The organism is Terrabacter sp. 01T434, from assembly GCF_056398545.1.
The window spans coordinates 54231-79631 of the sequence record NZ_JBFTPP010000004.1; the positions used below are offsets into that span (position 1 = coordinate 54231).

Genomic DNA, 25401 nt, shown 5'->3' on the forward strand with positions numbered 1-25401 from the left:
TCACTCAGCGGCGGCGGTCGCGGTCCGTGGTGCCGACCCCGCTCCAGCCGGGACGGCTGGCCCGGTTGCCGGAGGTCTGCCGGTCGCGGGACCGGTAGACGATGTAGGGCCGGAAGAGGTAGTGCAGCGGCGCCGTGAAGGCGTGGACGAGCCGCGTGAACGGCCACAGCGCGAAGAGCAGCATCCCGACGACGGCGTGCACGTGGAACTGGATCGGCGCGGCGGCCATCGACGCGACGTCGGGTCGCAGCAGGAAGACCGACCGGAACCACGGCGACACGGTCTCGCGGTAGTTGTGCGCCTCACTCCCCGCCCCGACGCTGACGAGGGTCGTCCAGAGGCCGAGCACGATGGCCGCGACGAGCAGGACGTACATCAGCTTGTCGTTCTTCGTCGTGGCCATGAAGACCGGACCCGTCGTGCGGCGGCGGTAGACGAGGATGAGGATGCCGACGAGCGTGCACACCCCGGCGATGCCGCCGAAGAGCAGCGCGTTGAAGTGGTAGAGCCCCTCGCTGATGCCGACCGCGTCCGTCCACGACTCGGGGATGACGAGGCCTCCGACGTGCCCGAAGAAGACGAGGAGGATGCCGAAGTGGAAGAGCGGCGAGCCGATGCGCAACAGCCGCGACTCGTAGAGCTGGGACGAGCGGGTCGTCCACCCGAACTTGTCGTAGCGGTAGCGCCAGATGGTGCCGCCGACGAGGCTCGCGACGCAGAGGTAGGGCAGCACGCCCCACAGGAAGGTGTTCACGCGTGGGCTCCCGAGGCCGTGCCCGACGGGACCGGTTGCAGCGGGAGGAGTCTCGGGTCGTAGGGCTCCAGCCCGACGGCCTCGGTCGGGTGGGGGCCGGTCATCCCCACCATCTCCATGACCGCTGCGCGATCGGGTGGCGACTCACCGGGAAGCGTCGCACACACGGCGACGAGGGCACCGGCATACGGACTCTGCTTCTCCTGCAGAGCGATTCGCAACAGCTCGAGGCTCGCCCGGTAGTCCTGGAGGATGGTGCGGCCTGCGTCGGCGTCCACCCGTGCGGCGAACTCGAGCACCATCGGGAGGTAGTCGGGCAGCTCCCCGTGCGTGTCGACGACGGCTCCACTGCTGCGGTATGCCGTCTTGAACCGTCCCAGCACCTCGCCGCGCCGTCGGGTGTCCCCGTCGGTCCAGTACGACAGGTAGAGCGCGTGCTTGCGACTGAGGTCGAAGGTGTGGACGTAGGTGCGCTGGAGACTGGCGAGATCGGCGCCCCCGAGGTGGTCGAGCAGGCCCCCCAGCTCGGTCGCGCCCGGTGAGCCGCGGTGCTCCGTCAGCGCCTCACGCATCGCGGGCAGCGCGGTGAGGAGCTCCGCGGTGGGGTAGTCGAGGCACCGTCCTGCGACGAGGTGCACGACGCGGTCGTCGCCGGTCCGCGGCAGACGTCGGCGCAGCGAGATCACGACGCGTCCTCCTTGCCGTCGTCGGGGAAGAGACCGGGCGGCGCGCCCCTGCCGTCCCAGTTGAGAAGGTTGACCCGGCCGCGCAGCTCGCCTGACGCCGAGGTCGGCGTCGTGGTCTCAGACGTCTGTCGCTGGCGCAAGGCGTTGAACGTCTCGACAGCCACAGGCGCCGGCCGTCCGCTCGCCTCGCCGAACGGTCCGGACTCGTACATCCCAGGCCCCTCGTCGAAGTCGAGGGAGCAGCCGATCTCCTCGAGCTCGTGGGCACGCTCGACGTGGGCGGTGGGGATGACATAGCGCTCGTCGTACTTCGCGATCGCCATGAGGCGGTACATCTCGTAGAGCGTCTCCTCGTCGAGCCCCACGGCGGCCGGGATCGACGGGTCGCCGTCGCGCCCGAGCGACACGTCGCGCATGTAGGCCCGCATGGCTGCGAGCTTGCGGAGCACGTCCGTGATGATGTCGGTGCGCCCTGCCGTGAAGAGCTCGGCGAGGTAGTCGACGGGGATGCGCAGTGCCTCGATCGCACCGAACAACACGCCACGGTCCTCGGCGTCATGTCCCTGTGCCGCAAGGAGATCCACGACCGGAGACAGCGGCGGGACGTACCAGACCATCGGCATCGTGCGGTACTCCGGGTGCAGGGGGAGGGCGACGCGGTACTTCTTGGCCAGCGCGTAGACGGGGGAGCGCCGCGCGGCCTCCATCCAGTCGTCGGGGATGCCGTCACGCCGGCCCGCCGCGATCACCTCGGGGTCGGTCGGGTCGAGCATGAGGTCCAGCTGTGCCTCGTAGAGGTCACCCTCGTCGGGCGTGGCCGCCGCCGTGGTGACCCGGTCGGCGTCGTAGAGGAAGAGCCCGAGGTAGCGCAGCCGCCCGACGCACGTCTCGGAGCAGACCGTCGGCAGGCCGACCTCGACGCGGGGGTAGCAGAAGGTGCACTTCTCGGCCTTGCCGCTCTTGTGGTTGAAGTAGATCTTCTTGTACGGGCAGCCGGTGATGCACTGCCGCCAGCCGCGGCAGCGGTCCTGGTCGACGAGGACGATGCCGTCCTCCTCGCGCTTGTAGATCGCGCCCGACGGGCAGGAGGCCATGCACGACGGGTTGAGGCAGTGCTCGCAGATGCGCGGGAGGTAGAACATGAACGTCCGCTCGAGCTCGAAGCGGACCTTCTCCTCCGACTCGCGGCGCACCGAGGCGTTGAGCTTGGCGACGATCGGGTCGAGGTGGCCCATCTCGCTCGCGCCACCGAGGTTGTCGTCCCAGTTGGCCGACCACGTGATCTTCGTGTTCTCGCCCGTGATGAGCGACTTCGGCCGGGCGACGGGGAAGTCGTCGCCGAGCGGTGCCTCGACGAGGGTCGCGTAGTCGTAGGTCCACGGCTCGTAGTAGTCGGCGAGCTTGGGCTGCACCGGGCTCGCGAAGATGCCGAGCAGCTTCTGCACCCGGCCACCGGCCTTGAGCTTGAGGTTGCCGCGGTGGGTCAGCGTCCAACCGCCCTTCCAGGTCTCCTGGTCCTCGTAGCGGCGCGGATAGCCCTGCCCCGGGCGGGTCTCGACGTTGTTGAACCAGACGTACTCGGTGCCGGCGCGGTTGGTCCACGCCTGCTTGCACGTGACCGAGCACGTGTGGCACCCGATGCACTTGTCGAGGTTCATGACCATGCCCATCTGGGCCATGACACGCATCAGTACGTCACCTCCTGGGAGCGCTTGCGCACCGTCGAGACCATGTCGCGCTGGTTGCCCGTCGGGCCGAGGTAGTTGAAGGTGTAGGACAGCTGGGCGTAGCCACCGATGAGGTGGGTGGGCTTGACGAGCAGCCGGGTCACCGAGTTGTGGATGCCGCCGCGGCGACCGGTCGCCTCCGACTTCGGGACGTCGATGGTCCGCTCCTGCGCGTGGTGGACGTAGACCACGCCCTCCGGCATGCGGTGGCTGACGATGGCGCGGCCGACGAGGACCCCGTTGTCGTTGACGCACTCGACCCAGTCGTTGTCGGCGACGTCGATGGACCCGGCGTCCTGGGGACTCATCCAGACGGTCGGGCCACCGCGCGAGAGCGAGAGCATGAGGAGGTTGTCCTGGTACTCCGAGTGGATCGACCACTTCGAGTGCGGGGTCAGGTAGCGCACCGTCACCTGCTTGCCGCCGTCGGCCCCGAGCCGCGGTTCGCCGAACAGCCGGTGCATGTCGAGGGGTGGCCGGTAGATCGGTAGGGCCTCACCGACGTCCTGCATCCAGTCGTGGTCGAGGTAGAAGTGCATGCGACCGGTCAGGGTGTGGAACGGCTTGAGCCGTTCGATGTTGACGGTGAAGGGGGCATAGCGTCGGCCGCCTGTCTCGGAGCCCGACCACTCGGGTGACGTGATGACGGGCACCGGCTGGACCTGGGTGTCGGCGAAGGTGATCCGCTTCTCCTCGGAGCCCTCGGCGAGGTCGACGAGCTTCTTGCCGACGCGCTCCTCGAGGGTGCGGAATCCCTGCACCGCCAGGTGGCCGTTCGTCGTGCCCGAGAAGGTGAGGATCGCCTCGGCCATCTTCTCGTCGGTGTCGATGGCCGGCCGGCCGTCACCGGCGCCGCCGAGCATGACGCCGTTCTTGGCCGCGAGGCGGGCCACCTCCTCCTCGACCCGGTACGTGACGTTCTTGACGGTGAAGCCCAGGCTGTCCGCGAGAGGGCCCACCGTGGCGAGCTTCTCGGCGATCGCGGTGTAGTCGCGCTCGACGAGCTGGAAGACGGGCATCGTCTTGCCCGGCGTGCCGGGCTGACCCGTGGCGCGCCAGTCGACCGCCCGTCCGCCCGGCTGTGCCGTCTCTCCAGGGGTGTCGTGCATGAGGGGCACGCTGACGAGGTCCTTGCGCACTCCGAGGTGGGTGCGGGCGAGGTCGGACAGCTTCTCGGCGAGCAGGTGGAAGAGCTCGAAGTCGCTCTTGGCCTCCCACGGCGGGTCGATGGCGGGCGTGAAGGCGTGCACGAAGGGGTGCATGTCGGTCGAGCTGAGGTCGTGCTTCTCGTACCACGTCGCCGCCGGCAGCACGATGTCGGAGAGCAGCGTCGTCGACGTCATGCGGAAGTCGGCCGACAGGAGCAGGTCGAGCTTGCCCTCGGGCGCCTCGTCGTGCCACTTCACCTCGGACGGCCTTGGTGCGTTGGGGTTCTCGCTGCCCATGACGTTGTGGTGAGTGCCGAGCAGGTTACGGAGGAAGTACTCGTTGCCCTTGGCCGAGGAACCCATGAGGTTGCTGCGCCAGAGCACCAGGGTGCGCGGCCAGTTCTCGGGGGCGTCGACGTCCTCGATGGCCGAGGTCAACGACCCGTCGTGCAGGGCGCCGGCGACGTATGCCGCGGGGCTGGCCGCCGCCCCCGCCTCCACGGCAGCCTGGGCGTCCTCGGCCACCTGCAGGGGGTTGGTGCCGAACTGCGGGTAGAACGGCATCCACCCCATCCGGGCAGACTGCGCGATGGTGTCGGCCGTGTGCTTGCCGGCCAGATGCCCTCTGGCGAGAGGGGAGTTCAGCGAGTCGGCCGAGTAGCCGTCGTTGCGCCACTGGTCGGTGTGCATGTACCAGTACGACGTGCCGGTCATGGTGCGTGGCGGCCGGCCCCAGTCGAGCGCGTTGGCGAGCGAGATCCAGCCGGTGATGGGCCGGCACTTCTCCTGGCCGACGTAGTGCGCCCAGCCGCCACCGTTGCGGCCCATGCAGCCGGTGAGGACGAGGAGCGAGAGGATGGCCCGGTAGGTGGCGTCGCCGTGGAACCACTGGCAGATGCCGGCACCCATGATGATCATCGAGCGACCTTGTGACTGCTCGGAGTTCGTCGCGAACTCTCGGGCGATGCGGATGCACTGCTCGGCGGGGACGCCGGTGATCTCGGCCTGCCACGCGGGCGTGTAGGGCTCGGACACGTCGTCGTAGCCGGTGGGCCATACGCCCGGCAGCCCCGGCCGCTCGACGCCGTACTGCGCGAGCATCAGGTCGTAGACGGTCGTCACGAGGTGGCCGCCGACGCGTCGTGCGGGCACGCCACGACGGAGCACGGACCCGGTGCCGTCCGGCTCGACGAAGGCCGGGAGCAGCACCTCCACCGCCTCGGCCGGGTCGCCGGCCATCGTCAGCGCGGGGCTGACGCCCTCGAGGTCGAGGTTCCACCGCCCCTTGGCGGAGTCGGCGTAGCGGAACCCCATCGAGCCGTTCGGCACGACCGGCTGGCCCGTCGCCTCGTCGAGCAGCACCGTCTTCCAAGCGTCCTCGTCGGCAGCGGCGCTGCCCTCGGCGGCGAGGTCGGCGGCGGTGAGGTCGGCGGCGGTGAGGAACTTGCCCGGCACCCAGGGAGCCGTCGCTCCGTCGCCCGACGTGGCGGCATACGCCTCCACGGGAGGCTCGAGGCGGATGAGGAAGGGGAGATCGCTGTAGGTGCGCACGTAGTCAGTGAAGAAGTCGACCTCGCGGTCGACGAAGAACTCCTTGAGGAGCACGTGACCCATCGCCATCGCGAGCGCCGCGTCGGTGCCGGCCTGGGCCGGCATCCACTCGTCGGCGAACTTCGTGTTGTCGGCGTAGTCGGGGCTGACGGTGACGACCTTCGTGCCGCGGTAACGGACCTCGGCCATCCAGTGCGCGTCGGGCGTGCGGGTGACGGGGACGTTGGAGCCCCACATCATGAGGTACGTCGCGTCCCACCAGTCGCCCGACTCGGGCACGTCGGTCTGGTCGCCGAAGACCTGCGGGCTCGCGACGGGGAGGTCGGCGTACCAGTCGTAGAAGCTCGTCATGACGCCGCCGATGAGCTGGATGAACCGCGTGCCGACACAGTGCGAGACCATCGACATCGCCGGGATCGGCGAGAAGCCGGCGACGCGGTCCGGGCCGTACTCCTTGATCGTGTGCACGTGCGCGGCGGCGGCGATCTCGACGGCCTCGCCCCACGACGCACGCACGAGCCCGCCCTTGCCGCGGGCGCTCTGGTAGCGGCGGCGTTTGTCGGGGTCGGTCGTGATCTCGTGCCAGGCCGCGACCGGGTCACCCAGCCGCGCCTTGGCCTCGCGGTACATCTCGAGCAGGACGCCGCGGACGTAGGGGTAGCGCACGCGCGTGGGGGAGTAGGTGTACCAAGAGAACGCGGCGCCGCGCGGGCAGCCGCGGGGCTCGTACTCCGGGCGGTCCGGTCCGACCGAGGGGTAGTCGGTCTGCTGCGTCTCCCAGGTGATGATCCCGTCCTTGACGTAGACCTTCCAGGAGCAGGATCCGGTGCAGTTGACGCCGTGGGTCGATCGGACGACCTTGTCGTGGCTCCACCGGTCCCGGTAGAAGACGTCGCCGGCCCGGCCACCCTGGCGAAACACCGCTCGCCCGTCGTCGGACTCCTCCCACCGGGTGAAGAACCGTCCGGTCCGGAGCAGTGCCGCCGAGGCCGGGCCGTCTACGCCCGGGGTGCCCTGGGCACCGCTGGGTCGGGAGGGGGCGCTCACCGGCGCTCCCACGGTCGGCACGGCGTGTGGAGTAGGGAGCGCACGGATCCTCCAAATCGGCGACGGCACTCGTCCAAACGGACGGTTGCAGCGCAGTCGGGGCCTTGCGCGGAGGTGCCGCGGGGTCCACGAACTGGGCCCAACGCTACTGGTGCGGGGTCGTTTCGGCGCGACAAACGCACTCTTCGTCAGCGGGTGTCGGGCCTCGATGGCCGACGGTGCCGACGCCACCGGTATCCTTCAAATCAACGAAATGGAGCATGCGTGCACGACATCGAGAGCGACGTCCTGTCCTCGCCCACCCGACGAGCGATCATGGAATTGCTGCAGGAAGCCGGGAGCCTCCCCGCCAGCAGCTCACGCGACGACGCGGCCGAGCGGGGCCTCAGCGCGAGCGACACGGCGGATGCGCTGGGGCTGCACGTGACGACGGCACGCTTCCACCTCGAGCGGATGGTCGCCGCCGGAGCCGTCGTGACAGCCCAGCGGCGGGGGTCCGTCGGGCGCCCGCGCAAGATCTACCTCGCCGCCATGGCGGAACGGCCCTCGCTCGCGAGCCCGGAGGCCCTGCACGCCTTCACCGAGCTGCTGACCAGTGCGTGGGCCGACACCGCGGACGGTTCACCGGGGGATCCGGAGCGCGCCGGTGAACGGTGGGTCGAGGCCCGCGCCGGCGGCCCGGCCCCACGATCGGCCGCCAGTGCCGGTGCCTGGCTCGGCAAGGTGGGCATGGCCGTCGACCTGCTCGACGAGTGGGGCTACCAGCCGGAGCTGCGCACCTCGGCCGGGGGCAGGACCGTAGAGCTGACCCTCCAGGGATGTCCGTTCCTCTCGATGGCCCGGGCGCACCCGGCCGTCGTGTGCGGCATCCACCGCGGCCTGCTCCGGGGCACGATGGCTGTGGTGGGGGAGAACGCCACCGAGGTCGACCTGCAACCCTTCGTCACCGAACGCTCCTGCGTGGCCCGGCTCACGACGTCGGCGGACTGGGGCCAGTAGCCGAGTCCCTGACCCTGGCACCGTGTGCGGGAGCCGCGTGCGGGTGCCGCCGCTTGGCTGGGTATGGCTCTCCCATGAGCGAGTCGGCGCCGACCGGAGACCACGGGATGGACCCGCGCTGTCCCGGCCAGACGGCGGCGACGAGGCCTGAGCCCGGCATCGACGTCGCGGTGGCGGTCGACCTGGTCATGCTCCAGCGGGGCCTGACCGCCGACGAGGCGTACGAGCTGATGCGGGTGGGCGCCGAGGAGTCCGGCGGCGATCTGGGCTCGGTGGCCAGCGACGTCATCGACCTGGGGACCGCCCGCCTGCCGCGCTGACCCAGCGCGAAATCGGGGACCGCGGCCCTGCGTGGCCGCGACGCAGCTCAGGCAACGGGATCGGCGTCATGAGGCGCTGGTGCCAGCAGGCGTCGTACCGCGAGGCGGCTGGCTGTCAGCAGCGACAGGGTGAAGGACTCGCTGATGATGGCGGGAAAGCACTCGATGAAGAGGTTGAGCACGACGACGTAGACGACATCGGTCGCACGACGGACGGGCGCCGTCGGCGTCGAGCCGTCCACGGCGGGCACGAAGCCCACTGTAGGTGCAAGGGTCGTCCTGCACCGGTGTCGGGACCATCCGTGCCGGTCAGACCGGTCAGACCGGTCAGACCGGTCAAGGACGTCAGAGCCGGCGGCTGCTGAGCACCGACGAGCGGTCGATCTTCAGGACGCCCCCGTCGTCCACGAGCGCGTAGGACGTCCGCTCCTCGTAGCGGCGGCCGTCGGTGAACGCGTAGCGCAGGGTCGCGACGACCGAGCCCGGGGCGGATCCCGTGGCCTGCAGCACGTCGACGGTGTCGACCGACGTCCAGAAGCGGTCGTAGGTCGCGCGGTTGCCCGACGTCGTGGTCCGGTAGCGGTCCGTGAGGCGTGCCCACCCGGCGTCGGTGTTGCCCGGCAGCAGCGCGTAGTAGTCACGGACCGCACGCTCCAGGTCGGCGGCCGAGGTCCCGGCAGGGGGCGTCACCGGTGTGCCGGCAGTCGTCGGCGCGGTCGTGGCGGAGCTCGCGGGCGCGCTCGTCGAGGCGGAGGGCGTGGCGGCCCTCGATGTCGTGGGAGCCGGCGTGCTCGGTCGCGGTATGGCGTTCGACGTGGTCGGCGCCACGACCGGGGGAGCGGGCTGCCCACTTCCGGTGTCACTGCCCGACAGCGCCCAGACGAGCAGGCCGATGCCGACCAGCGCGACGACACCGACCAGCAGCACGAGCCTGCGCCGCCTGGCGGGGGCGCCGTCGCGGGCGACTGGTGGGGCCGGCGGTGGCGTGGCGCCCGGGCCGGAGTATGCCGTGCCGCCGGCTCGGCGGGCACCCGGCAGCCGCTCCGCTGCCTCCGTTGGGTCCGTTGGGTCGGCGACCGCGGCGGCCACGGTACGCGGAGCTGCCGTGGGGGTCAGTCGCGAGGTGGAGGCCGTGCTCGGGGCTGTGCCGGCGCCCGCGGCTGCACCGGCGGCTCCGGCTGCGCCGACTCCCGCGGCGGCTCCGGCGGCAGGAAGGACGCGGGTGCGGACCTGGCCGTCCTCGGACGAGGCGCCCATGACTCCCCGCGGTGCGCGTCCGGCTGCGACCTCGGCGAGCACCTCGGACACCTCCTGCATGGCGGGACGGTCCTCGGGGGCGGCGGCGAGCATCGCGAGCAGGACCGGGGTCAGCGGGCCGTCCGACGGCGGCGTGATCGCGCCGGAAGCGACCCGGTGCAGCAGCGCCATCGCGTTCTCGCCGGTGCCGAACGGAGGCGCGCCCTCGACGGCGGCATACAGCGTGGCTCCGAGCGAGAAGACGTCCGAGGCGGCACTGGACGACGTGCCGCGAGCGACCTCAGGTGCGAGGTAGGCAGGTGTGCCGGTGACCATGCCGGTCGAGGTGAGCGACGCGTCCCCGAGGGCGTGCGAGATGCCGAAGTCGGTGATGCGGGCCGTGCCGTCGTCGGCGAGGAGGACGTTGCCCGGCTTGACGTCGCGGTGCACGATGTCGGCGCGGTGTGCGGCCGCGAGGGCGGCTGCCAGCTCGCTGCCGATCCGGGCAGCCTCGCGCGCCGGCAGGGGACCGCGCTCGGTCAGGACGGCCTGCAGGCTGCGCGACGGGAGGTACTGCATGACGAGGCACGGTTGACCCTCGTGGTCCACGACGTCGAAGACCGGGACGGCGTTCGGATGGTGGAGGCGGGCCGTGATGCGGGCCTCCCGCATGGCGCGATCGTGGGCGACGCGAGCCTCTGCCTCGGGCAGGCCGACGGGGGAGTGCAGCTGCTTGACCGCCACGGCGCGGTTGAGCCGCTCGTCCCAGGCGAGCCAGACGTGCCCCATGCCCCCGGAACCGATCCTGTTCATCAGCCGGTAGCGCCCGGCGATGACGGTGGGCCGCTCGTCCGTCATCGTCGTCTCCCTCCGGTGCGTGCTGGGTCGCGCCCGTCGCGCGGGCCATGGTCCGGGTGGGTCGTACCCAGACCAGCGCCCCATGCTGCCATTGCGACACCGAAGCGCTCGAACCGGTCCCGTTCCGGTGCGGGGGTCCGCCCACTGGGTACGCGAAGATCATGGCACCAGCACAAAACCCCTCCCACACCCCCTCCCGCACCCCCCAGGAGTCCGGCGACGCCGGAAGAGACGCCGGCCAGGCGTCGCCCGAGAGCCCGGCAGACCTCCCTCGCGCCTCGCTCGTCGCGGTCCTCAAGCGAGCGCGTGGTGAGTTCAAGCGCGACAACCTCACGGACCTCGCGGCGTCGCTGACCTACTACGGACTGCTCTCCATCGCCCCGGCGCTTGTCGTGCTCGTCGCCGCCCTCGGCCTGCTCGGACGCGATGCGACCGCCCAGGTCGTCAGCCAGGTCCAGGCGATCGCGCCCGGGTCCAGCGCAGAGTTCGTGCGCACCCTCATCGGGCAGGCCCAGGCGAACAAGTCCGGCGCCGGTCTGGGCGCGGTGTTCGGACTGCTCGTGGCCCTGTGGTCGGCCTCGGGCTACGTGTCGGCGTTCATGCGGGCCTCGAACGTCATCTACGACATCCCGGAGGGGCGACCGATCTGGAAGACCGTACCGATCCGGGTCGGGGTGACCGTGTTCGCCGTCTTCGTCATGGTCGTCAGCGCCGTCATCGTCGTGGTGAGCGGGCCCGTCGCCCAGCAGGTCGGGAACCTCGTCGGCGCGGGCGACACGGCCGTCCTCGTCTGGGGGATCCTCAAGTGGCCCGTCCTCCTCGTCCTCGTGTCGGTCCTCTTCGCCGTCCTCTTCTGGGCCAGCCCCAATGCGAAGCAGGGCGGTGTCAAGTGGGTCAGCCCCGGCGGCGTCATCGCCGTCGTGATCTGGCTGGTCGTGTCCGCCCTCTTCGCGGTCTACGTGGCCTCCTTCTCGTCGTACAACAAGACCTACGGCTCGCTGGCGGGCGTCGTCGTGTTCCTGGTCTGGCTCTGGCTGACGAACATCGCCATCCTGCTCGGCGCGGAGGTCAATGCCGAGCTGGACCGCAGCCGCGCCATCGCGGAGGGAGTGCCCGAGGACCTCGAGCCCTTCGCCGAGCCGCGTGACACGCGGGCCATGGACGACATCGACAAGCGCGCCGTCGCCGAGGCGTCCGAGCGCAGGTCGGACTGATCGCCCGCCGTAGAGTGTTGGCCGTGGGAAACGACGCACGTGACCCGATCGGTGACCGGGCATCCTGCGGGGGCGGTGACTCATGAGCCAGTGGCGAGACGACGCGAGGCTCCGCGTGCAGGCGCTGCACCAGGCGCTTCGGCAGGCCGGCCCCGAGCGTGACGCGCTCCTCCTGCTCGTCAAGGCCGCGATCGCGACGGTGCTCGCCTGGCAGTTCGCCGTGCGGGTGCTCGACAGTCCGGTGCCGTTCTACGCACCGATGGCGGCCCTGCTCGTCGTCGACCGCACGATGGTGCGCTCCCTGTCGGCCAGCGCCCAGCGCATCGCCGCCGTCGTTCTGGGGCTCGGGGTCGCCTGGTTCGCCGCGACGGTCTTCGGCGTCTGGTGGTGGACGATGTTCGGCGTCATCCTCGTCGCCCTCGTCATCGGCCGGTGGTCGAGGCTCGGGGACCACGGCATCCAGGTGCCGGCCATGGTGCTGCTGTCCCTCATCACCGCCAAGGGCACGAACGCGCAGTTCACCTACCTGACGATCGTCGAGACGCTCGCAGGAGGCGTGATCGGGGTGGCCACGAACGCCATCGTGTTCGCGCCGCTGCACCTGACGAAGCCACGCCAGCGAGTGTCGGCGCTGGCACGGCAGGTGCGCGAGCTGCTCGATGAGATGGCCAGCGGGCTGAGGGGCGGCTGGGACGCCGAGACCGCAGGTCGGTGGTACCGCCGCGGCACGGAGATCGCCGACAAGGCCCCCTACGTGCTCGAGGACATCCGCACCGGTCGCGAGAGCATGCGCTTCAACCCCCGCGACAACATCCGTCCCGCCGACGTGGATTGGGAGGGGTACGAGCACACCGTCACGACCCTGCGCCGGACTTTGTGGCAGGTCACCGGGATCGCCCGGACGCTCGTCGACGCCGCGGACGAGCGACGGCACCAACCGACCCCTTCCAGCTCCTTCCTGACGGAGTATGCCGACGCCCTCGCCGGCCTCGCCGTGGCGGTGTCGCAGTTCGGTCGTCACGACGAGGAGGCGACGACCGCCTTCGACGACGGGGTCGCGCGGGCGTTCGACGTCCTCACGAGGCTGCGGGAGGAGGTGCGCACCACCCCGTTGGACGATCCTGACGAATGGCCCGTCTACGGCTCGCTCATCAGCGACTCCCTGCGTGCGCTGGCCGAGCTCGAGTCTGCCCGGGAGTCGGCCGTCGTCCCCACGGACACCGGTGCCCTGCGCCTGCCCCCGGCCGAGTCGCCCGTCTGGGCGCGCCTGCGTCGGCAGGGCGGCCGCAGCAGGTGACGACCACCGCGTAACCTCTCCTCGTGCGCGAACCGAACCACCGACCCGGCCCGCCCGCCAGCCCGCCGGCGCCGCACTGTCAGTGCTGGACCTGGCCTGCCGCGCAGCACCGGATGTCGAGAAGGGTCCTGGGCGTGGGGCGCTGTCGTCAGCGACGGCTCCGGCTCGCCCGGTGCTCGCCCGTGAACGGCGGCCGGGAGCACGACTCGCGACCACCTGCCTGATGCGGACGGCATACGTGGTCGCAGACGGCATACGTGGTTAGGTGTTCGCATGCGCGTGACTCACCTCGGACATGCCTGCCTGCTCGTCGAGACCGCCGACCGCCGCATCCTCATCGACCCGGGCAGCTTCTCGTCGGGCTTCGAGGACCTCACCGGTCTCGATGCGGTCCTCGTGACCCACAACCACGCCGACCACTTCGACCCGGAGCGGGTCGGCGCGCTGATCCGCTCCAACCCGTCCGCAACCGTCCACACCGACCCGCTGACGGCCGAGAAGCTGCGCGAGGCGGGTCTGGCCGCGATCCCCTCGCGCCAGGGTGAGGACTTCACGGTCGGTGACGTCACCGTGACACCGGTCGGCGAGCTGCACGCGTTCAACCACGCGGCCATGGCGCGCATCCCGAACGTCGGCGTCGTCCTCCGGGCCGATGGCGAGCCCTCGCTCTTCCACCCCGGTGACGCCTACGACGGCGAGCCCGGACAGGTCGACGTCCTCGCCCATCCGCTCAACGCGCCCTGGGCCGCGAGCCGCGACTCCATCGCCTTCGTCGGACGCATCGCCCCGAAGGTCTTCATCCCGATCCACGACGCCCTGCTCAGCGACGTCGGGCACCGGATGTACTCCGGCCACGTGGAGCAGTTCTCCGGCGTCGAGGGCCTCTCGTACGTCCCGCTGCGCGACGCCGAGTCCGCGACCTTCTGAGACCCTCCTGGAACACTTCTGACATCCGAGCTCGGGGGAGTGCCGTGAGCGACATCGCCGATCTCCCTGCCCCGCAAGGAGGTCCGACCGAAGGGCCTGCCATCGCCATGCGCGGGCTCGGCAAGCGGTTCGGTGATCTCGTCGCCGTCAAGGGCGTCGACCTCGACGTGCCGCGTGGGTCGTTCTTCGGTCTCGTCGGACCCAACGGTGCCGGCAAGACGACGACCCTCTCGATGGTCACCGGCCTGCTGCGTCCCGATGCCGGACAGGCGTTCGTCCTCGGCCGCGACGTGTGGTCGGACCCTGTTGCGGCCAAGCGACTGCTCGGCGTGCTCCCCGACGGGCTCAGGCTGTTCGACCGGCTCACCGGTCTGCAGCTCATCACGTATGCCGGCCTGCTCCGCGGCATGTCACGCGAGCTCGCGTCGGAGCGCGCTGGCGAGCTCGTGGCTGCGCTCGGCCTCTCCGAGGCTCAGGGGAAGCTGGTCGTCGACTACTCGGCGGGCATGACCAAGAAGGTGACGCTGGCCTCGGCCCTCGTCCACGCACCTCGGGTGCTGGTGCTCGACGAGCCGTTCGAGGCCGTCGACCCGGTCTCGGCGGCGACGATCCGCCGCATCCTCACCGGTTTCGTCGAGTCCGGCGGCACCGTGGTCCTCTCCAGCCACGTCATGGACCTCGTCGAGCGCATCTGCACCCATGTCGCCGTCATCTCCGACGGGCTCGTCCTCGCCGCAGGCGAGCTCGATGTCGTCCGCGACGGTCGGTCGCTCGAGGAGCGGTTCGTCGACCTCGTCGGGGGCAGCACGGAGGTGGTGGGGCTGTCGTGGTTGCGCACCTCGTCCGACTGAAGCTGACCCTGCTGCGCAACATCTTCAGGCGCAGCCGGTCCCAGGCCATCGGCGCCGTCGTCGGCATCGTCTACTTCGCGGTGCTCGTGTCCGGCCTCGCCGTCATCCTCGCGTCGTTCCGCGGGTCGCTCGACGCCGCACGCGTCGTGATCCCGCTCGCCGGCGCTGCGGGCATCGTCCTCTGGACGGTCGTGCCGCTCTTCTCGTTCGGGTCGGACCCGACGCTCGACCCTGCTCGGTTCGCCACGTTCGCCGTTCCCCACCGCGAGCTGGCGGTCGGGCTGGTGGCAGCTGCACTCGTCGGCCTGCCCGCGATCGCCTCGATGGTTCTCTCGGCCGGGGTCGTGATCGCGTGGTCGCACACGCTGGCATCGACCGCGGTGGCTGTCGTGGCAACGGGCATCGGGCTCCTCAGCGCGATCGTGACGAGTCGGTGGGTGTCCGCGATCATGACGAGGGCCGTCTCGAGCCGTCGTGGTCGTGACGTCATCGCCGTGCTGGGCCTGCTGCTGCTCGTCGTCGTCGGACCGGTCATCTCCGTCGTGGCGAACGTCGGCGCCGGCCTGCGCGACCTCATACCCGCCGTGTCGCGTGTCGTCGCATGGTCGCCCCTGGGCTGGGCGTGGGCCGCCCCGGGTGACGTGGCTGCCGGCGACGTCGGCGTCGGGCTGGTGCGGCTGGCCCTGGCTGCTGGGCTTCTCGTGGTCGTCTTCCGACTGTGGTCGAGGGTGCTGCGGGGAGAGGTCGAGAACCCCCGCGCCGTGTCACGATCCGACTCGGGCGCGTCCGTGGGCGACGACCTGGGCCTGCTCGCTCGACTGCCCGGCACGCCCGTCGGGGCCGTGGCTGCGCGGGTGCTCACCTACTGGCGTCGCGACCCGCGCTTCCAGATCAGCCTCGTCATGACGTCGCTGCTCCCCCTCGCGCTGCTCATCCCGTTCTCCACGAACGGTGTGGCGTGGACGACGTTGCTCATGGGCCCGCTCGTCGCCTTCCTCCTGGGCTGGAGCGAGCACAACGCCGTGGCCTACGAGTCCGATGCCGTCTGGCTGCACATCGTCTCTGGCATGTCCGGACGCGACGACCGGCGGGGGCGGCTCGTGCCCGTCACCGTGCTTGCCGCCGTTCTCGTGCCGGTGTACGTCCTCGTCGGGGTCTCGGTCGCCGCCCGCTGGGACCTCCTGCCGGCGGTGCTCGGCCTGTCCGTGGCCCTGCTCGGCGCCGGGTATGCCGTGTCGAGCGTCATGAGCATCGGGTTCCCGTACCCCGTCCCGCAGGCCGGCGAGAGCCCCTTCAGCGCGCCTCCGGGCGCCGCCGGGATCACGATCGCCGCGCAGTCGATGGCCAGCCTGGGCACCGTCGTACTTGCCGGTCCCGCGATCCTGCTCGCGTGGTTGGCCTGGCAGGGGTCGGCGGCAGCCGACTGGGGCGCCGGCCTCGTCGGACTCGTTGCAGGCGTGGGCGTCGCCGTCGTCGGCGTCGGTGCGGGCGCCCGTCTCTACGACCGGCGGGCCCCCGAGCTGCTGTCGGCGCTGCGGCGCAACTAGGAAACTGGCTCGAAGATCTGATTACCCTGCGCGCCATCCACCGGCAACTTACTCTTACGGTGTGTAGTAGATCTGCGCCGGGCAGGAGAACTCACAGCTTCGTGCTCCCGGAGGCCAGAGATGATCACCCAGTTGCTCGCCGTCTCAAAACCAGTTCCCGCAGGGCCGGTCGTCCAGTGGGGATGGGTGACGATCACCGTCGCCAATCTCGTGGTCATCCTCTTGATGATCCTCGTCTTCGTGCTCGCGCTCGTGCTGCCGTTCCCCGAACCGCGTGAGGACGAGGACCGATGAGCCGACCCTCGACGCCAGACCCCTCCGTGGTGTCCGAGCCCGGAGGCCGCCGCGGACGGGACACCTGGACTGCAGCCCTGACCCGATGGGTCGAGGGTCTCGTGCCCAAGGGGCAGTGGTTGCCCGATCGGCAGCCGGTCTATGTCGCCTCGTGGATCTACGTCTTCGGCGTCGCGTGCCTTGCCAGCCTCGTCGTCATCATCGTCTCGGGCCTCGTGCTGACGCTGGGCGGCGTGACGTGGTGGCACTCGAGCACGGTGGGGCACTTCGTCAACTCCGTGCACCTGTGGAGCGTCGAGCTGTTCTTCGCCACCATGGTCATCCACCTGTGGGGCAAGTTCTTCATGGCGTCCTGGCGAGGCAACCGCGGACTGACCTGGGCGACAGGCGCACTCGCCTTCTTCGGCTCTCTGGGGACGGCGTTCACCGGCTATCTGATCCAGACGAACTTCGACTCGCAGTGGATCTCGACCCAGGCCAAGGACGGACTCAACGCCGCCGGGATCGGTGCCTACTTCAACGTCATGAACCTCGGGCAGATGGTGCTGTGGCACGTCTCGCTCCTCCCACTCGTCGTCGGCGGGATCGTCGTCGTGCACGTCGTGCTCGTGCGACGCCGCGGCGTGGCACCGCCGATCGGTGCATTGGGCCCGACGACCTCGCTCCCTGTTCCCGAACCGGAGGCCACGTTGGGGGCGCCGGGGCCTGAGGCGAGTCGCAGCGAGCCGGACTCGGTGAGGACCGTCGGCTCGAGCCAGGGGCCGGGGGCATGAGCCGCGGCACCGGTGGGTGGGGACCCACGCCCGACTCGCACGTGTTCCCGACGCGGCGCTACGACCTCGTCAAGGAGTTCGTCATCGCACTGGGCGTGGTCACCGTGCTCTCTGTCGTCGCTGCCCTCGTCTTCTCGTCCCCGGATGATCCCGCGATCTCGTTGCAGCAGTGGGCGCGTCAGGCGCCGGCCGATGTCGTTGCCACCGCGGCCGGGGAGCTCGCAGGCACCACGACGAGCGCCGGCTACGGTGCGCCCTACAACACCGCCGCGGAGGGGCAGAGCCTCGGTCCGGTCAACCTCCAGAAGCTGCCCGGTGTGACGCTGCCCGTCGACTCCGCGAAGGACTTCGTCCTCGACCCGGTGCGGACCCTCGTCGGCGACACTGCGGCGACCGCCGCTGTCCGAGCGTGGGAGAGCGCGTCCGCGGACCAGCAACAGGCCTGGGCGACGGCATACTCGGACGCGCTCGCGAAGGCGCCTGACGGTGACCCCGCGAAGGTCGCAGCAGGCGACTACGGTCCTGTCCCGGCCATCGCGGCCGCCGAGCTGCGCCTCGCCGACAGCGGCGCGCTCGAGGGTCTGCTCACGTCCCGGACGAGCTTCTTCGGTGTGGACAGCACCAAGGCACTGCTCCTGCTGGCCGACGGGACGCACCTCGAGGACGCGGCGCGCGCCCAGAACCTCGGTGGCGACCAGTGGGGCATCATGAACGAGACGGGCAACTACCCCGGCCAGCCGTGGCTGTGGCTGTATTCCCTGTGGTACCAGGTGCCCCCGTTCTCCACGTCGGACAACGCGGACATCGGCGTCTGGGCGCTGATGATCCTGCTCAGCATCGGCTTCGTCTGCATCCCCTGGATACCGGGTCTGCGCACGTTGCCGCGACACCTGGGGGTCCACCGGCTCGTGTGGCGCACGCACCGGCGATGACCGCCGGCCCGCAGACGTCCGCAGACAGGCCCGGGTTCGTGCCGGGCCTGTCTACGGAGCGCGGTCAGGCGAGGTCGACGGCCAGGTGGGCGGCACCGATGATGCCCGCCTGGTTGCGCAGCTGGGCCGGGACGATCGGGCAGCGCAGCTTCAGCTTCGGCAGGAAGTCGTCGCTGTCCTTGGAGATCCCGCCGCCGACGATGATGAGGTCGGGCGAGAAGAGCTTCTCGATGGTGTCGTAGTAGGTCTGCAGGCGCTCGACGTACTCGTCCCACGACAACCCCTCGGCGTCCTTGGCCGACGACGCCGCCCGGTCCTCGGCGTCGTAGCCGTCGATCTCGAGGTGACCCAGCTCCGAGTTCGGCACGAGGCGACCGTCCTGGATGATGGCGCTGCCGATGCCGGTCCCCAGGGTGGTGAGGATGACCAGGCCCTGCACGCCCTTGGCCGCGCCGTAGTACATCTCGGCGAGGCCGGCCGCGTCGGCGTCGTTGAGCACGGTCACCGCACGACCGGTGTGCTCCTTGATGAGGGCCTCGGCGTCGGTGTTGATCCACGAGGGGTCGATGTTGGCGGCCGAGAGCACGGTGCCGCGGATCACGACGGCCGGGACGGTGACGCCGATGGGGGAGTCGCCCGTCACGTCGGCGAAGTGGTCGACGATCTCGTCGACGACCGCGGCCACGGCGTCGGGGGTGGCCGGCTTGGGCGTCAGGATCTTGAACCGCTTGCCGGCGAGGTCACCCGCCTTGAGGTCGACGGGCGCGCCCTTGATGCCGCTGCCGCCGATGTCGATGCCGAGGGGCTTGCCGTGCTTGGCCATGGTCCATGCTTCCTTGTCGAGGACGTGGTCGAGTGTCAGGTGCTGCTGGTTGGGCGTGAGGTGGTGCGACGTGCGGGGGGAGCGCGGCTGTCGCGCGCCCAGGGGCCGACTCAGGCAGCGGCGTCCTCGGGGAGGGTGAGGATCTCGTTGCCGTCGTCGGTGATGACGATGGTGTGCTCGAACTGGGCCGAGCGCTTGCCGTCCCGGGTGACGACGGTCCAGCGGTCGTCCCACATCTCCCACTCGTGGGTGCCGAGATTGAGCATCGGCTCGACGGTGAACGTCATGCCGGGCTCGATGACGGTGTCGTAGTGGGGAGCCGCGTCGTAGTGGGGGACGATGAGGCCGGAGTGGAACTCGAGCCCGATGCCGTGCCCGGTGAAGTCGCGCACGACGCCGTAGCCGAAGCGCTTGGCGTAGCTCTCGATGACGCGGCCGATGACGTTGATCTCGCGCCCGGGACGGGCCGCGCGGATGCCGCGCATCATGGCCTCGTGAGTGCGCTCGACGAGCAGGCGCGACTCCTCGTCGACGTCGCCGACGAGGTAGGTGGCGTCGGTGTCGCCGTGCACGCCGTGGATGAAGGCCGTGACGTCGATGTTGACGATGTCGCCGTCCTCGAGCGGACGGGCATCGGGGATGCCGTGGCAGATGACCTCGTTGACGCTCGTGCACACCGACTTGGGGAAGCCCTTGTAACCGAGCGGAGAGGGGTAGGCGCCGTGGTCGAGCATGTACTCGTGGGCGACGGCGTCGAGCTCGTCGGTCGTGACACCGGGAGCGATGGCCTTGGCGGCCTCGACCATGGCCGTGGCCGCGATGCGCGACGCGATCCGCATCTTCTCGAGGGTCTCCGCGTCCTTGATGTGCACGTCGCCGTCCTCACGCGGCTGGGGCACGTCGACGTAGTGCGGGCGCTCGATGGCGGCAGGGACCGGTCGGCGAGGACTGAGGGGGTGGGGCGACACCTGCGGCTGGAGCAACGGCATACGGTGGAGTCTAGGTCGTCAGCGGGTGCCGTCCACGCGTCGCGTTCATGACGCGGACCCGCCCGGGCCGGGTGAAGTCCGCAAGAGTCCGAGGAGAGAAGGAGTGCGCACGTGAGCTTCTGGTACAACGTCGACACGGGTCAGGTCGAGACCGACGACAACCGCAGCCGGGGCGAGCAGGTGCTCGGCCCGTACGCCACCGAGGCGGAGGCGCGGGCAGCGCTCGACACCGCCCACAAGAAGACCGAGCAGTGGGACTCCGAGGATCGAGACTGGAACGAGCGCGGGCGCTCGGCGTCCGGTGACGGCGACGCCTGAGCGAGCCCGTCTGCACCTTCCGCGCACCGCGCCCATCCGGTCCTGACCGGGTGGGCGCCGGCGCGTCAGGACTCGAACGAGTGCTCGGTGTCCGGGAAGGCGCCGGACTCGACGTCGGCCGCATACGCCCGCGCAGCATCGAGCAGCGTGCCGCGCAGGTCGGCGTACTTCTTGACGAACCGCGGCGCCTTGCCGCTGCGCAGTCCGGCGAAGTCGCTCCACACGAGCACCTGGGCGTCGGTGCCGTTGCCCGCGCCGATGCCGATGGTCGGGATGCTCAGGACCTCCGTGACCCGGGCAGCGACCGGAGCCGGGACCATCTCGAGCACGACGGCGAATGCCCCGGCGTCCTGCAGGGCCCGCGCCTCGTCGACCAGGGCGTCGGCCGCGTCACCGCGACCCTGCACGCGGTAGCCGCCGAGCTGGTGCTCGCTCTGGGGGGTGAACCCGATGTGGGCCATGACGGGGATGCCTGCGGCGGTCAGGGTCGCGACGAGCGGGACCATCGCCGTGCCACCCTCGAGCTTGACCCCGTGGGCGAGGCCCTCCTTCATGAGGCGTACGGCGCTCGCGAAGCCCTGCTCCACTGAGGCGCCGTAGGAGCCGAAGGGCATGTCGGCCACGACGAGGGCTCGTCGGGCGGCCGACGAGACCGCGCGGACGAGCGGGATCATCTCGTCGAGCGTGACGGGCACCGTCGTCTCGTAGCCGTAGACGTTGTTACCGGCCGAGTCACCGACGAGCAGGACGGGGATGCCGGCCTCGTCGAAGATCTGGGCCGCATACATGTCGTATGCCGTGAGCATCGCCCACTTGCGCCCCTCGGCCTTCATGGCGTGCAGGTGGGGGATGCGCACCTTGCGCGGTGACGGAGCGGTCGCTGCAGTCGCCGTCGGGGCATCCTCGGCCCGGCTGCCGGAACCATAGGGACTCTGCTCCTCGGGGGCGTCTGCGCTCATCTCGGGAGCATATCGGGGGCCACGTGCCCCGGCGTCGAGTGCGAATGGGGTTCACCGTGACGGCTGGATCCTTATCGGGTCAGGACCCGAAAGCCAAGACTTTCTGGGAGGTCCTTTACGAAGAATTTACGTTTCTGGCGTCCAGCTGCCTTGTGGCACAAGTTTTTTCGAATCGTCTGTGACTCCGCGCCCCATTGTCTGTGATGTGTGTTGTGATACGCGAGGTGCCGATTACGGCGCTCAGGAACCAGGAGGACTCATCTTGAACAAGCGTCAATGGAGCGCTGTATCGGGGCTGGCCGTGGGGGCGCTCGTCGTCACCGGCCTGACCGCTCCGATGCAGGCTCAGGCAACGCCGATTGCCAAGGCCCCGGTGAGCGGCGACCCCGCTGCAGCCCAGGCCTCCCAGCCGGACAACCTGCCCAACCCCCTCGCCGAGGCCCAGACGGCCGAGCGCAAGGACGCCGTCGCCAAGCTCCTCAAGGGCGAGGCCACGACCAAGACCATCAATGGCAACCGCGTCATCGAGGTCAAGTCCAAGGGCACGGACAAGAACGGCAAGCCGAAGAAGTCCAAGTACGTCAACTACCCGGTCGACCGTGAGGAGGACATCTTCACGATCCTCACCGACTTCGGTGACAAGACGATGGCCGGCCAGTCGACGGCCCCGGGTCCGGTGCACAACCAGATCGCGGCGCCCGACCGCAAGTGGGACGGCAACAGCACCGACGACAACTCGACGTACTGGCTCAAGGACTTCAACCGCCAGCACTACATGGACATGATGTTCGGCAACGGCGAGTCGTTCAAGGACTTCTACCTCAAGCAGTCCAACGGCCGTTTCCTGGCCAAGGGTGACGTCTCCGACTGGGTGAAGGTCCCCTACAACGAGGCGCGCTACGGCTCCAACTCCGTCCCGCAGTCCAACGGCTACTGGGCCTACATCAACGACACGGCGCAGGCCTGGTACGCCGACCAGAAGGCCCAGGGCAAGACGACGGAGCAGATCCGCGCCTACCTCCAGCAGTTCGACAAGGTCGACCGCTACGACTCCCAGGGCGACGGCGTCTACAACCGCCCCGACGGCTACATCGACCACTTCCAGGCGATCCACGCCGGTGAGGGCGAGGAGGCCGGCGGCGGTGCCCAGGGCACCGACGCCATCTGGTCGCACCGCTGGTACGTCAACTCCACCGGTGCCGGCAAGGTCGGCCCCGCGGGCAACAAGCTCGGTGGCATCCAGATCGGTGACACCGGCATCTGGATCGGCGACTACACGACCGAGCCCGAGAACGGCGGCCTCGGCGTCTTCTCCCACGAGTTCGGCCACGACCTCGGCCTGCCCGACCTCTACGACACCCAGGGCGGCGACAACAGCACCGCCTTCTGGACCCTGATGAGCGGCGGCTCGTGGCTCAACCACGGCACCGACTCCATCGGCACCACGCCGGGCTACATGGGTCCGTGGGAGAAGCTCCAGCTCGGATGGCTCGACCACAAGGTCGTCCCGTTCGGCACGGACACCACGGTCAAGCTGAGCCAGGCCGACCTCTCCACGAAGAGCGACTCGGTCCAGGCGCTCGTCGTCCCGCTCCCGTCGCGCACCGTCACCACGAAGCGCAACACGCCGCATTCGGGCAAGGCCGAGTGGTGGAGCGGCTATGGCGACAACCTGAGCTCGACCCTGTCGCGACCGGTCGACCTGAGCGGCGCCACGTCCTCGGCGTCCATCAGCGCCTTCGTCCAGGGCAACCTCGAGCAGGACTACGACTACATGTACGGCGAGGTGTCGACCGACAACGGCGCCACCTGGACCCAGGTCGGCACGCCCGTCAACGGCGTCTTCGGCTGGACGCAGAAGTCGTGGGACCTCTCGGCCTACAAGGGCCAGGCCGTCCAGTTCCGCTTCCGCGTCGCCACCGACGGCGGCGTCTCGAGCGAGGCGTTCGTCGACGACATCGCAGTCACCACCGACGGCGTGACCGGAGCGGTCGACGACGTCGAGTCGGGCGCCGGTGCGTGGGTCGCCAAGGGCGGCTTCGCCGTCAGCAACGGCACCACGTCCAAGCAGGTGCAGGACTTCTACTTCGCCGAGAACCGCGTCTACAGCGGCTACGACCAGACGCTCAAGACCGGCCCGTACAACTTCGGCTGGAGCAACAGCAAGCCGGACTGGGTGGAGCGCTTCCCGTACCAGAACGGCATGCTCGTCTGGTTCGCCAACGGTGAGTACGGAGACAACAACACCTCCGCCCACCCCGGTGGCGGCGAGGTCCTGCCGGTCGACGCCCGTCCGGCGCCGGTCATGCTGAACAACGTCGACGGCACCCGCACGATGATGGGCAACCGTCGCCAGCCGTTCGACGCCACGTTCGGGCAGGAGAAGACCGACGCGGTGACCTTCCACCGTAACGGTGTCGCCACCAAGGTCCCGTCGCAGCCGGCGATCCCGACCTTCGATGACCGCGACCCGAACCGCTACTGGACGGCCGACAACCCGTGGGGGTCGACCAAGGTGGCCGGTTCCGGCACGACGATGACCGTTGCCAAGACCCGCCAGGGCGGCAACGAGCTCGAGGTGAAGGTCCAGTTCAAGTGACGTCGTCACACTCGGCATGACCTGCCGGTCATGACCATGGAGGGGCCCCCGGGACACGTCCCGGGGGCCCTTCCCGCGCCCGCCACACGGCATACGACCGGGCCCTCGTCCCAAAGGTCGTGTGTCGCAACATCCGTGAAACACCCATGCGGCAGGATCGACACATGAACCGTCAGGAAGAGTTCGTGCTGCGCACGATCGAAGAGCGCGACATCCGCTTCGTCCGTCTGTGGTTCACGGACGTCCTCGGCACTCTCAAGTCCGTCGCCATCGCGCCGGCGGAGCTCGAAGGAGCCTTCGCCGAGGGCATCGGTTTCGACGGTTCGGCGATCGAGGGGTTCGCCCGCGTCTACGAGGCCGACATGCTGGCCAAGCCCGACCCCTCGACCTTCCAGATCCTCCCGTGGCGCGGTGACCCGCCCGGCACGGCGCGGATGTTCTGCGACCTGCAGCTCCCCGACGGCACGCCGAGCTTCGCCGACCCGCGGCACGTGCTCCAGCGGGCCCTCGGCAAGGCCGCCGACCTCGGCTTCACCTTCTACACCCACCCCGAGATCGAGTTCTTCCTCCTCGAGCAGGGACGCGACGCGAACGGCCGCCCGATCCCGGTCGACGACGCCGGCTACTTCGACCACGTGCCCCACGGCACCGGGCACGACTTCCGCCGCGCCGCGATCACGATGCTCGAGAACATGGGCATCTCGGTCGAGTTCAGCCACCACGAGGGCGCCCCCGGCCAGAACGAGATCGACCTGCGCTACGCCGACGCCCTGAGCACGGCCGACAACATCCAGACCTTCCGCACGGTCGTCAAAGAGGTCGCCCTGACCCAGGGCATCTACGCGACCTTCATGCCCAAGCCGTTCTCCGAGCACCCGGGCTCGGGCATGCACACGCACCTGTCCCTCTTCGAGGGCGACTCCAACGCGTTCTTCGAGGCCGGAGCGCCCTACCAGCTGAGCAAGGTCGGTCGTCAGTTCATCGCCGGCCTGCTGCGCCACGGGGCCGAGATCGCGGCCGTCACCAACCAGTGGGTCAACTCCTACAAGCGACTGTGGGGCGGGGGAGAGGCTCCGGCCCACCTCACCTGGGGCCACAACAACCGTTCCGCGCTCGTGCGGGTGCCGATGCACAAGCCCAACAAGGGTCAGTCGACCCGCGTCGAGGTCCGTTCCCTCGACGCCGCGTGCAACCCCTACCTCGCCTTTGCGGTCCTGCTCGGCGCGGGCCTCAAGGGCATCGAGGAGGGCTACGAGCTGCCGCCGGAGACCGAGGACGACGTGTGGAGCCTCACGGACGCGGAGCGCCGGGCGATGGGCATCAACCCCCTGCCGTCGTCGCTGGGGCGGGCCCTGGAGGTCATGGAGGAGAGCGAGCTCGTCGCCGACATCCTCGGCGAGCACGTCTTCGACTTCTTCCTGCGCAACAAGCGGCAGGAGTGGCTCGACTACCGCCACGAAGTCACCCGCTTCGAGCTCGACCGCTACCTGCCCCGTCTCTGACGGTCCGCCAGTCAGCCGAGTCACCCACTGGCACCTAGCGATTCGACACC

Annotated in this window: 22 protein-coding genes; 13 read left to right on the top strand and 9 right to left on the bottom strand. The window is 69.9% G+C overall.

Going from position 1 to position 25401, the window contains the following annotated elements:
* Positions 1-4: 4 nt before the first annotated feature.
* The 4 genes from narI to AC1DIW_RS09870 are packed head-to-tail and all read right to left on the bottom strand — an operon-like array spanning position 5 to position 6913.
* Positions 5-754 carry a respiratory nitrate reductase subunit gamma gene (gene narI, locus AC1DIW_RS09855; protein WP_478107834.1) on the bottom strand — a complete coding sequence of 250 codons (750 nt, stop codon included), beginning with the start codon at positions 752-754 and terminating at the stop codon, positions 5-7.
* The gene (gene narJ / locus AC1DIW_RS09860) at positions 751-1440 is read right to left on the bottom strand and encodes a nitrate reductase molybdenum cofactor assembly chaperone (RefSeq protein ID WP_478107836.1); all 690 of its coding nucleotides are present in this window, start codon (positions 1438-1440) and stop codon (positions 751-753) included. Before narJ ends, narI begins: the two co-directional genes overlap by 4 nt.
* A complete protein-coding gene (narH, locus tag AC1DIW_RS09865; protein WP_478107838.1) occupies positions 1437-3128 on the bottom strand; it encodes a nitrate reductase subunit beta in 1692 nt (563 codons plus the stop codon). Before narH ends, narJ begins: the two co-directional genes overlap by 4 nt.
* Positions 3128-6913 carry a nitrate reductase subunit alpha gene (locus AC1DIW_RS09870; RefSeq protein ID WP_478107840.1) on the bottom strand — a complete coding sequence of 1262 codons (3786 nt, stop codon included), beginning with the start codon at positions 6911-6913 and terminating at the stop codon, positions 3128-3130. Before AC1DIW_RS09870 ends, narH begins: the two co-directional genes overlap by 1 nt.
* Before the next feature lie 264 nt (positions 6914-7177).
* Here AC1DIW_RS09870 and AC1DIW_RS09875 point away from each other — a divergent pair, with 264 nt between their 5' ends.
* Both AC1DIW_RS09875 and AC1DIW_RS09880 read left to right on the top strand, forming a co-directional pair.
* Positions 7178-7912: a helix-turn-helix transcriptional regulator gene (locus AC1DIW_RS09875; RefSeq protein WP_478107842.1), complete on the top strand. Its 735-nt coding sequence runs from the start codon at positions 7178-7180 to the stop codon at positions 7910-7912.
* Positions 7913-7986: 74 nt separating this feature from the next.
* Complete coding sequence (locus AC1DIW_RS09880; RefSeq protein WP_442278356.1) at positions 7987-8232, top strand: ANTAR domain-containing protein; 246 nt, start codon at positions 7987-7989, stop codon at positions 8230-8232.
* A 47-nt stretch (positions 8233-8279) separates the two neighbouring features.
* Here AC1DIW_RS09880 and AC1DIW_RS09885 read toward each other — a convergent pair whose 3' ends face one another.
* Together AC1DIW_RS09885 and AC1DIW_RS09890 are read right to left on the bottom strand one after the other, a co-directional pair.
* A complete protein-coding gene (locus AC1DIW_RS09885) occupies positions 8280-8483 on the bottom strand; it encodes a hypothetical protein (RefSeq protein WP_478107844.1) in 204 nt (67 codons plus the stop codon).
* 94 nt (positions 8484-8577) lie between these two features.
* Entirely contained in the window at positions 8578-10326 is a 1749-nt protein-coding gene (locus AC1DIW_RS09890; RefSeq protein ID WP_478107846.1) for a serine/threonine-protein kinase, read from the bottom strand.
* Positions 10327-10487: 161 nt separating this feature from the next.
* Here AC1DIW_RS09890 and AC1DIW_RS09895 point away from each other — a divergent pair, with 161 nt between their 5' ends.
* From AC1DIW_RS09895 to AC1DIW_RS09930, 8 genes are all read left to right on the top strand, one after another.
* The gene (locus AC1DIW_RS09895) at positions 10488-11540 is read left to right on the top strand and encodes a YihY/virulence factor BrkB family protein (protein ID WP_478107848.1); all 1053 of its coding nucleotides are present in this window, start codon (positions 10488-10490) and stop codon (positions 11538-11540) included.
* 82 nt (positions 11541-11622) lie between these two features.
* Entirely contained in the window at positions 11623-12837 is a 1215-nt protein-coding gene (locus AC1DIW_RS09900) for an FUSC family protein (protein ID WP_478107850.1), read from the top strand.
* A 273-nt stretch (positions 12838-13110) separates the two neighbouring features.
* Positions 13111-13764 carry an MBL fold metallo-hydrolase gene (locus AC1DIW_RS09905; protein ID WP_478107852.1) on the top strand — a complete coding sequence of 218 codons (654 nt, stop codon included), beginning with the start codon at positions 13111-13113 and terminating at the stop codon, positions 13762-13764.
* Positions 13765-13808: 44 nt separating this feature from the next.
* Entirely contained in the window at positions 13809-14615 is an 807-nt protein-coding gene (locus tag AC1DIW_RS09910; protein WP_442278350.1) for an ABC transporter ATP-binding protein, read from the top strand.
* A complete protein-coding gene (locus AC1DIW_RS09915; protein ID WP_478107854.1) occupies positions 14591-16162 on the top strand; it encodes a hypothetical protein in 1572 nt (523 codons plus the stop codon). Before AC1DIW_RS09910 ends, AC1DIW_RS09915 begins: the two co-directional genes overlap by 25 nt.
* Before the next feature lie 120 nt (positions 16163-16282).
* Entirely contained in the window at positions 16283-16456 is a 174-nt protein-coding gene (locus AC1DIW_RS09920) for a hypothetical protein (protein WP_478107856.1), read from the top strand.
* Positions 16453-17229, top strand: a complete 777-nt coding sequence (locus AC1DIW_RS09925) for a cytochrome b N-terminal domain-containing protein (protein ID WP_478107857.1) — start codon at positions 16453-16455, stop codon at positions 17227-17229. Before AC1DIW_RS09920 ends, AC1DIW_RS09925 begins: the two co-directional genes overlap by 4 nt.
* A complete protein-coding gene (locus AC1DIW_RS09930) occupies positions 17226-18161 on the top strand; it encodes a serine/threonine-protein kinase (RefSeq protein ID WP_478107859.1) in 936 nt (311 codons plus the stop codon). The genes AC1DIW_RS09925 and AC1DIW_RS09930 overlap by 4 nt, the downstream gene beginning before the upstream one ends.
* A gap of 64 nt (positions 18162-18225) precedes the next feature.
* On the opposite strand, the gene ppgK is transcribed toward AC1DIW_RS09930, so the two are convergent.
* Positions 18226-18984 (bottom strand): polyphosphate--glucose phosphotransferase, encoded by a 759-nt coding sequence (ppgK, locus tag AC1DIW_RS09935; RefSeq protein ID WP_478107861.1) that lies wholly within the window; start codon positions 18982-18984, stop codon positions 18226-18228.
* 110 nt (positions 18985-19094) lie between these two features.
* Positions 19095-19973: a type I methionyl aminopeptidase gene (gene map, locus AC1DIW_RS09940; RefSeq protein ID WP_478107863.1), complete on the bottom strand. Its 879-nt coding sequence runs from the start codon at positions 19971-19973 to the stop codon at positions 19095-19097.
* A gap of 111 nt (positions 19974-20084) precedes the next feature.
* Between map and AC1DIW_RS09945 the strand changes: the two genes are divergently transcribed.
* Positions 20085-20291, top strand: coding sequence for a methionine aminopeptidase (locus tag AC1DIW_RS09945; RefSeq protein WP_442278343.1), 207 nt, complete (start codon positions 20085-20087; stop codon positions 20289-20291).
* Between the two features lie 65 nt (positions 20292-20356).
* On the opposite strand, the gene panB is transcribed toward AC1DIW_RS09945, so the two are convergent.
* Complete coding sequence (gene panB, locus AC1DIW_RS09950; RefSeq protein ID WP_478107865.1) at positions 20357-21250, bottom strand: 3-methyl-2-oxobutanoate hydroxymethyltransferase; 894 nt, start codon at positions 21248-21250, stop codon at positions 20357-20359.
* Positions 21251-21512: 262 nt separating this feature from the next.
* Here panB and AC1DIW_RS09955 point away from each other — a divergent pair, with 262 nt between their 5' ends.
* Together AC1DIW_RS09955 and glnA are read left to right on the top strand one after the other, a co-directional pair.
* Positions 21513-23849: an immune inhibitor A domain-containing protein gene (locus AC1DIW_RS09955; protein ID WP_442278341.1), complete on the top strand. Its 2337-nt coding sequence runs from the start codon at positions 21513-21515 to the stop codon at positions 23847-23849.
* A gap of 164 nt (positions 23850-24013) precedes the next feature.
* Positions 24014-25351: a type I glutamate--ammonia ligase gene (gene glnA / locus AC1DIW_RS09960; RefSeq protein ID WP_442278340.1), complete on the top strand. Its 1338-nt coding sequence runs from the start codon at positions 24014-24016 to the stop codon at positions 25349-25351.
* Positions 25352-25401: the final 50 nt, after the last annotated feature.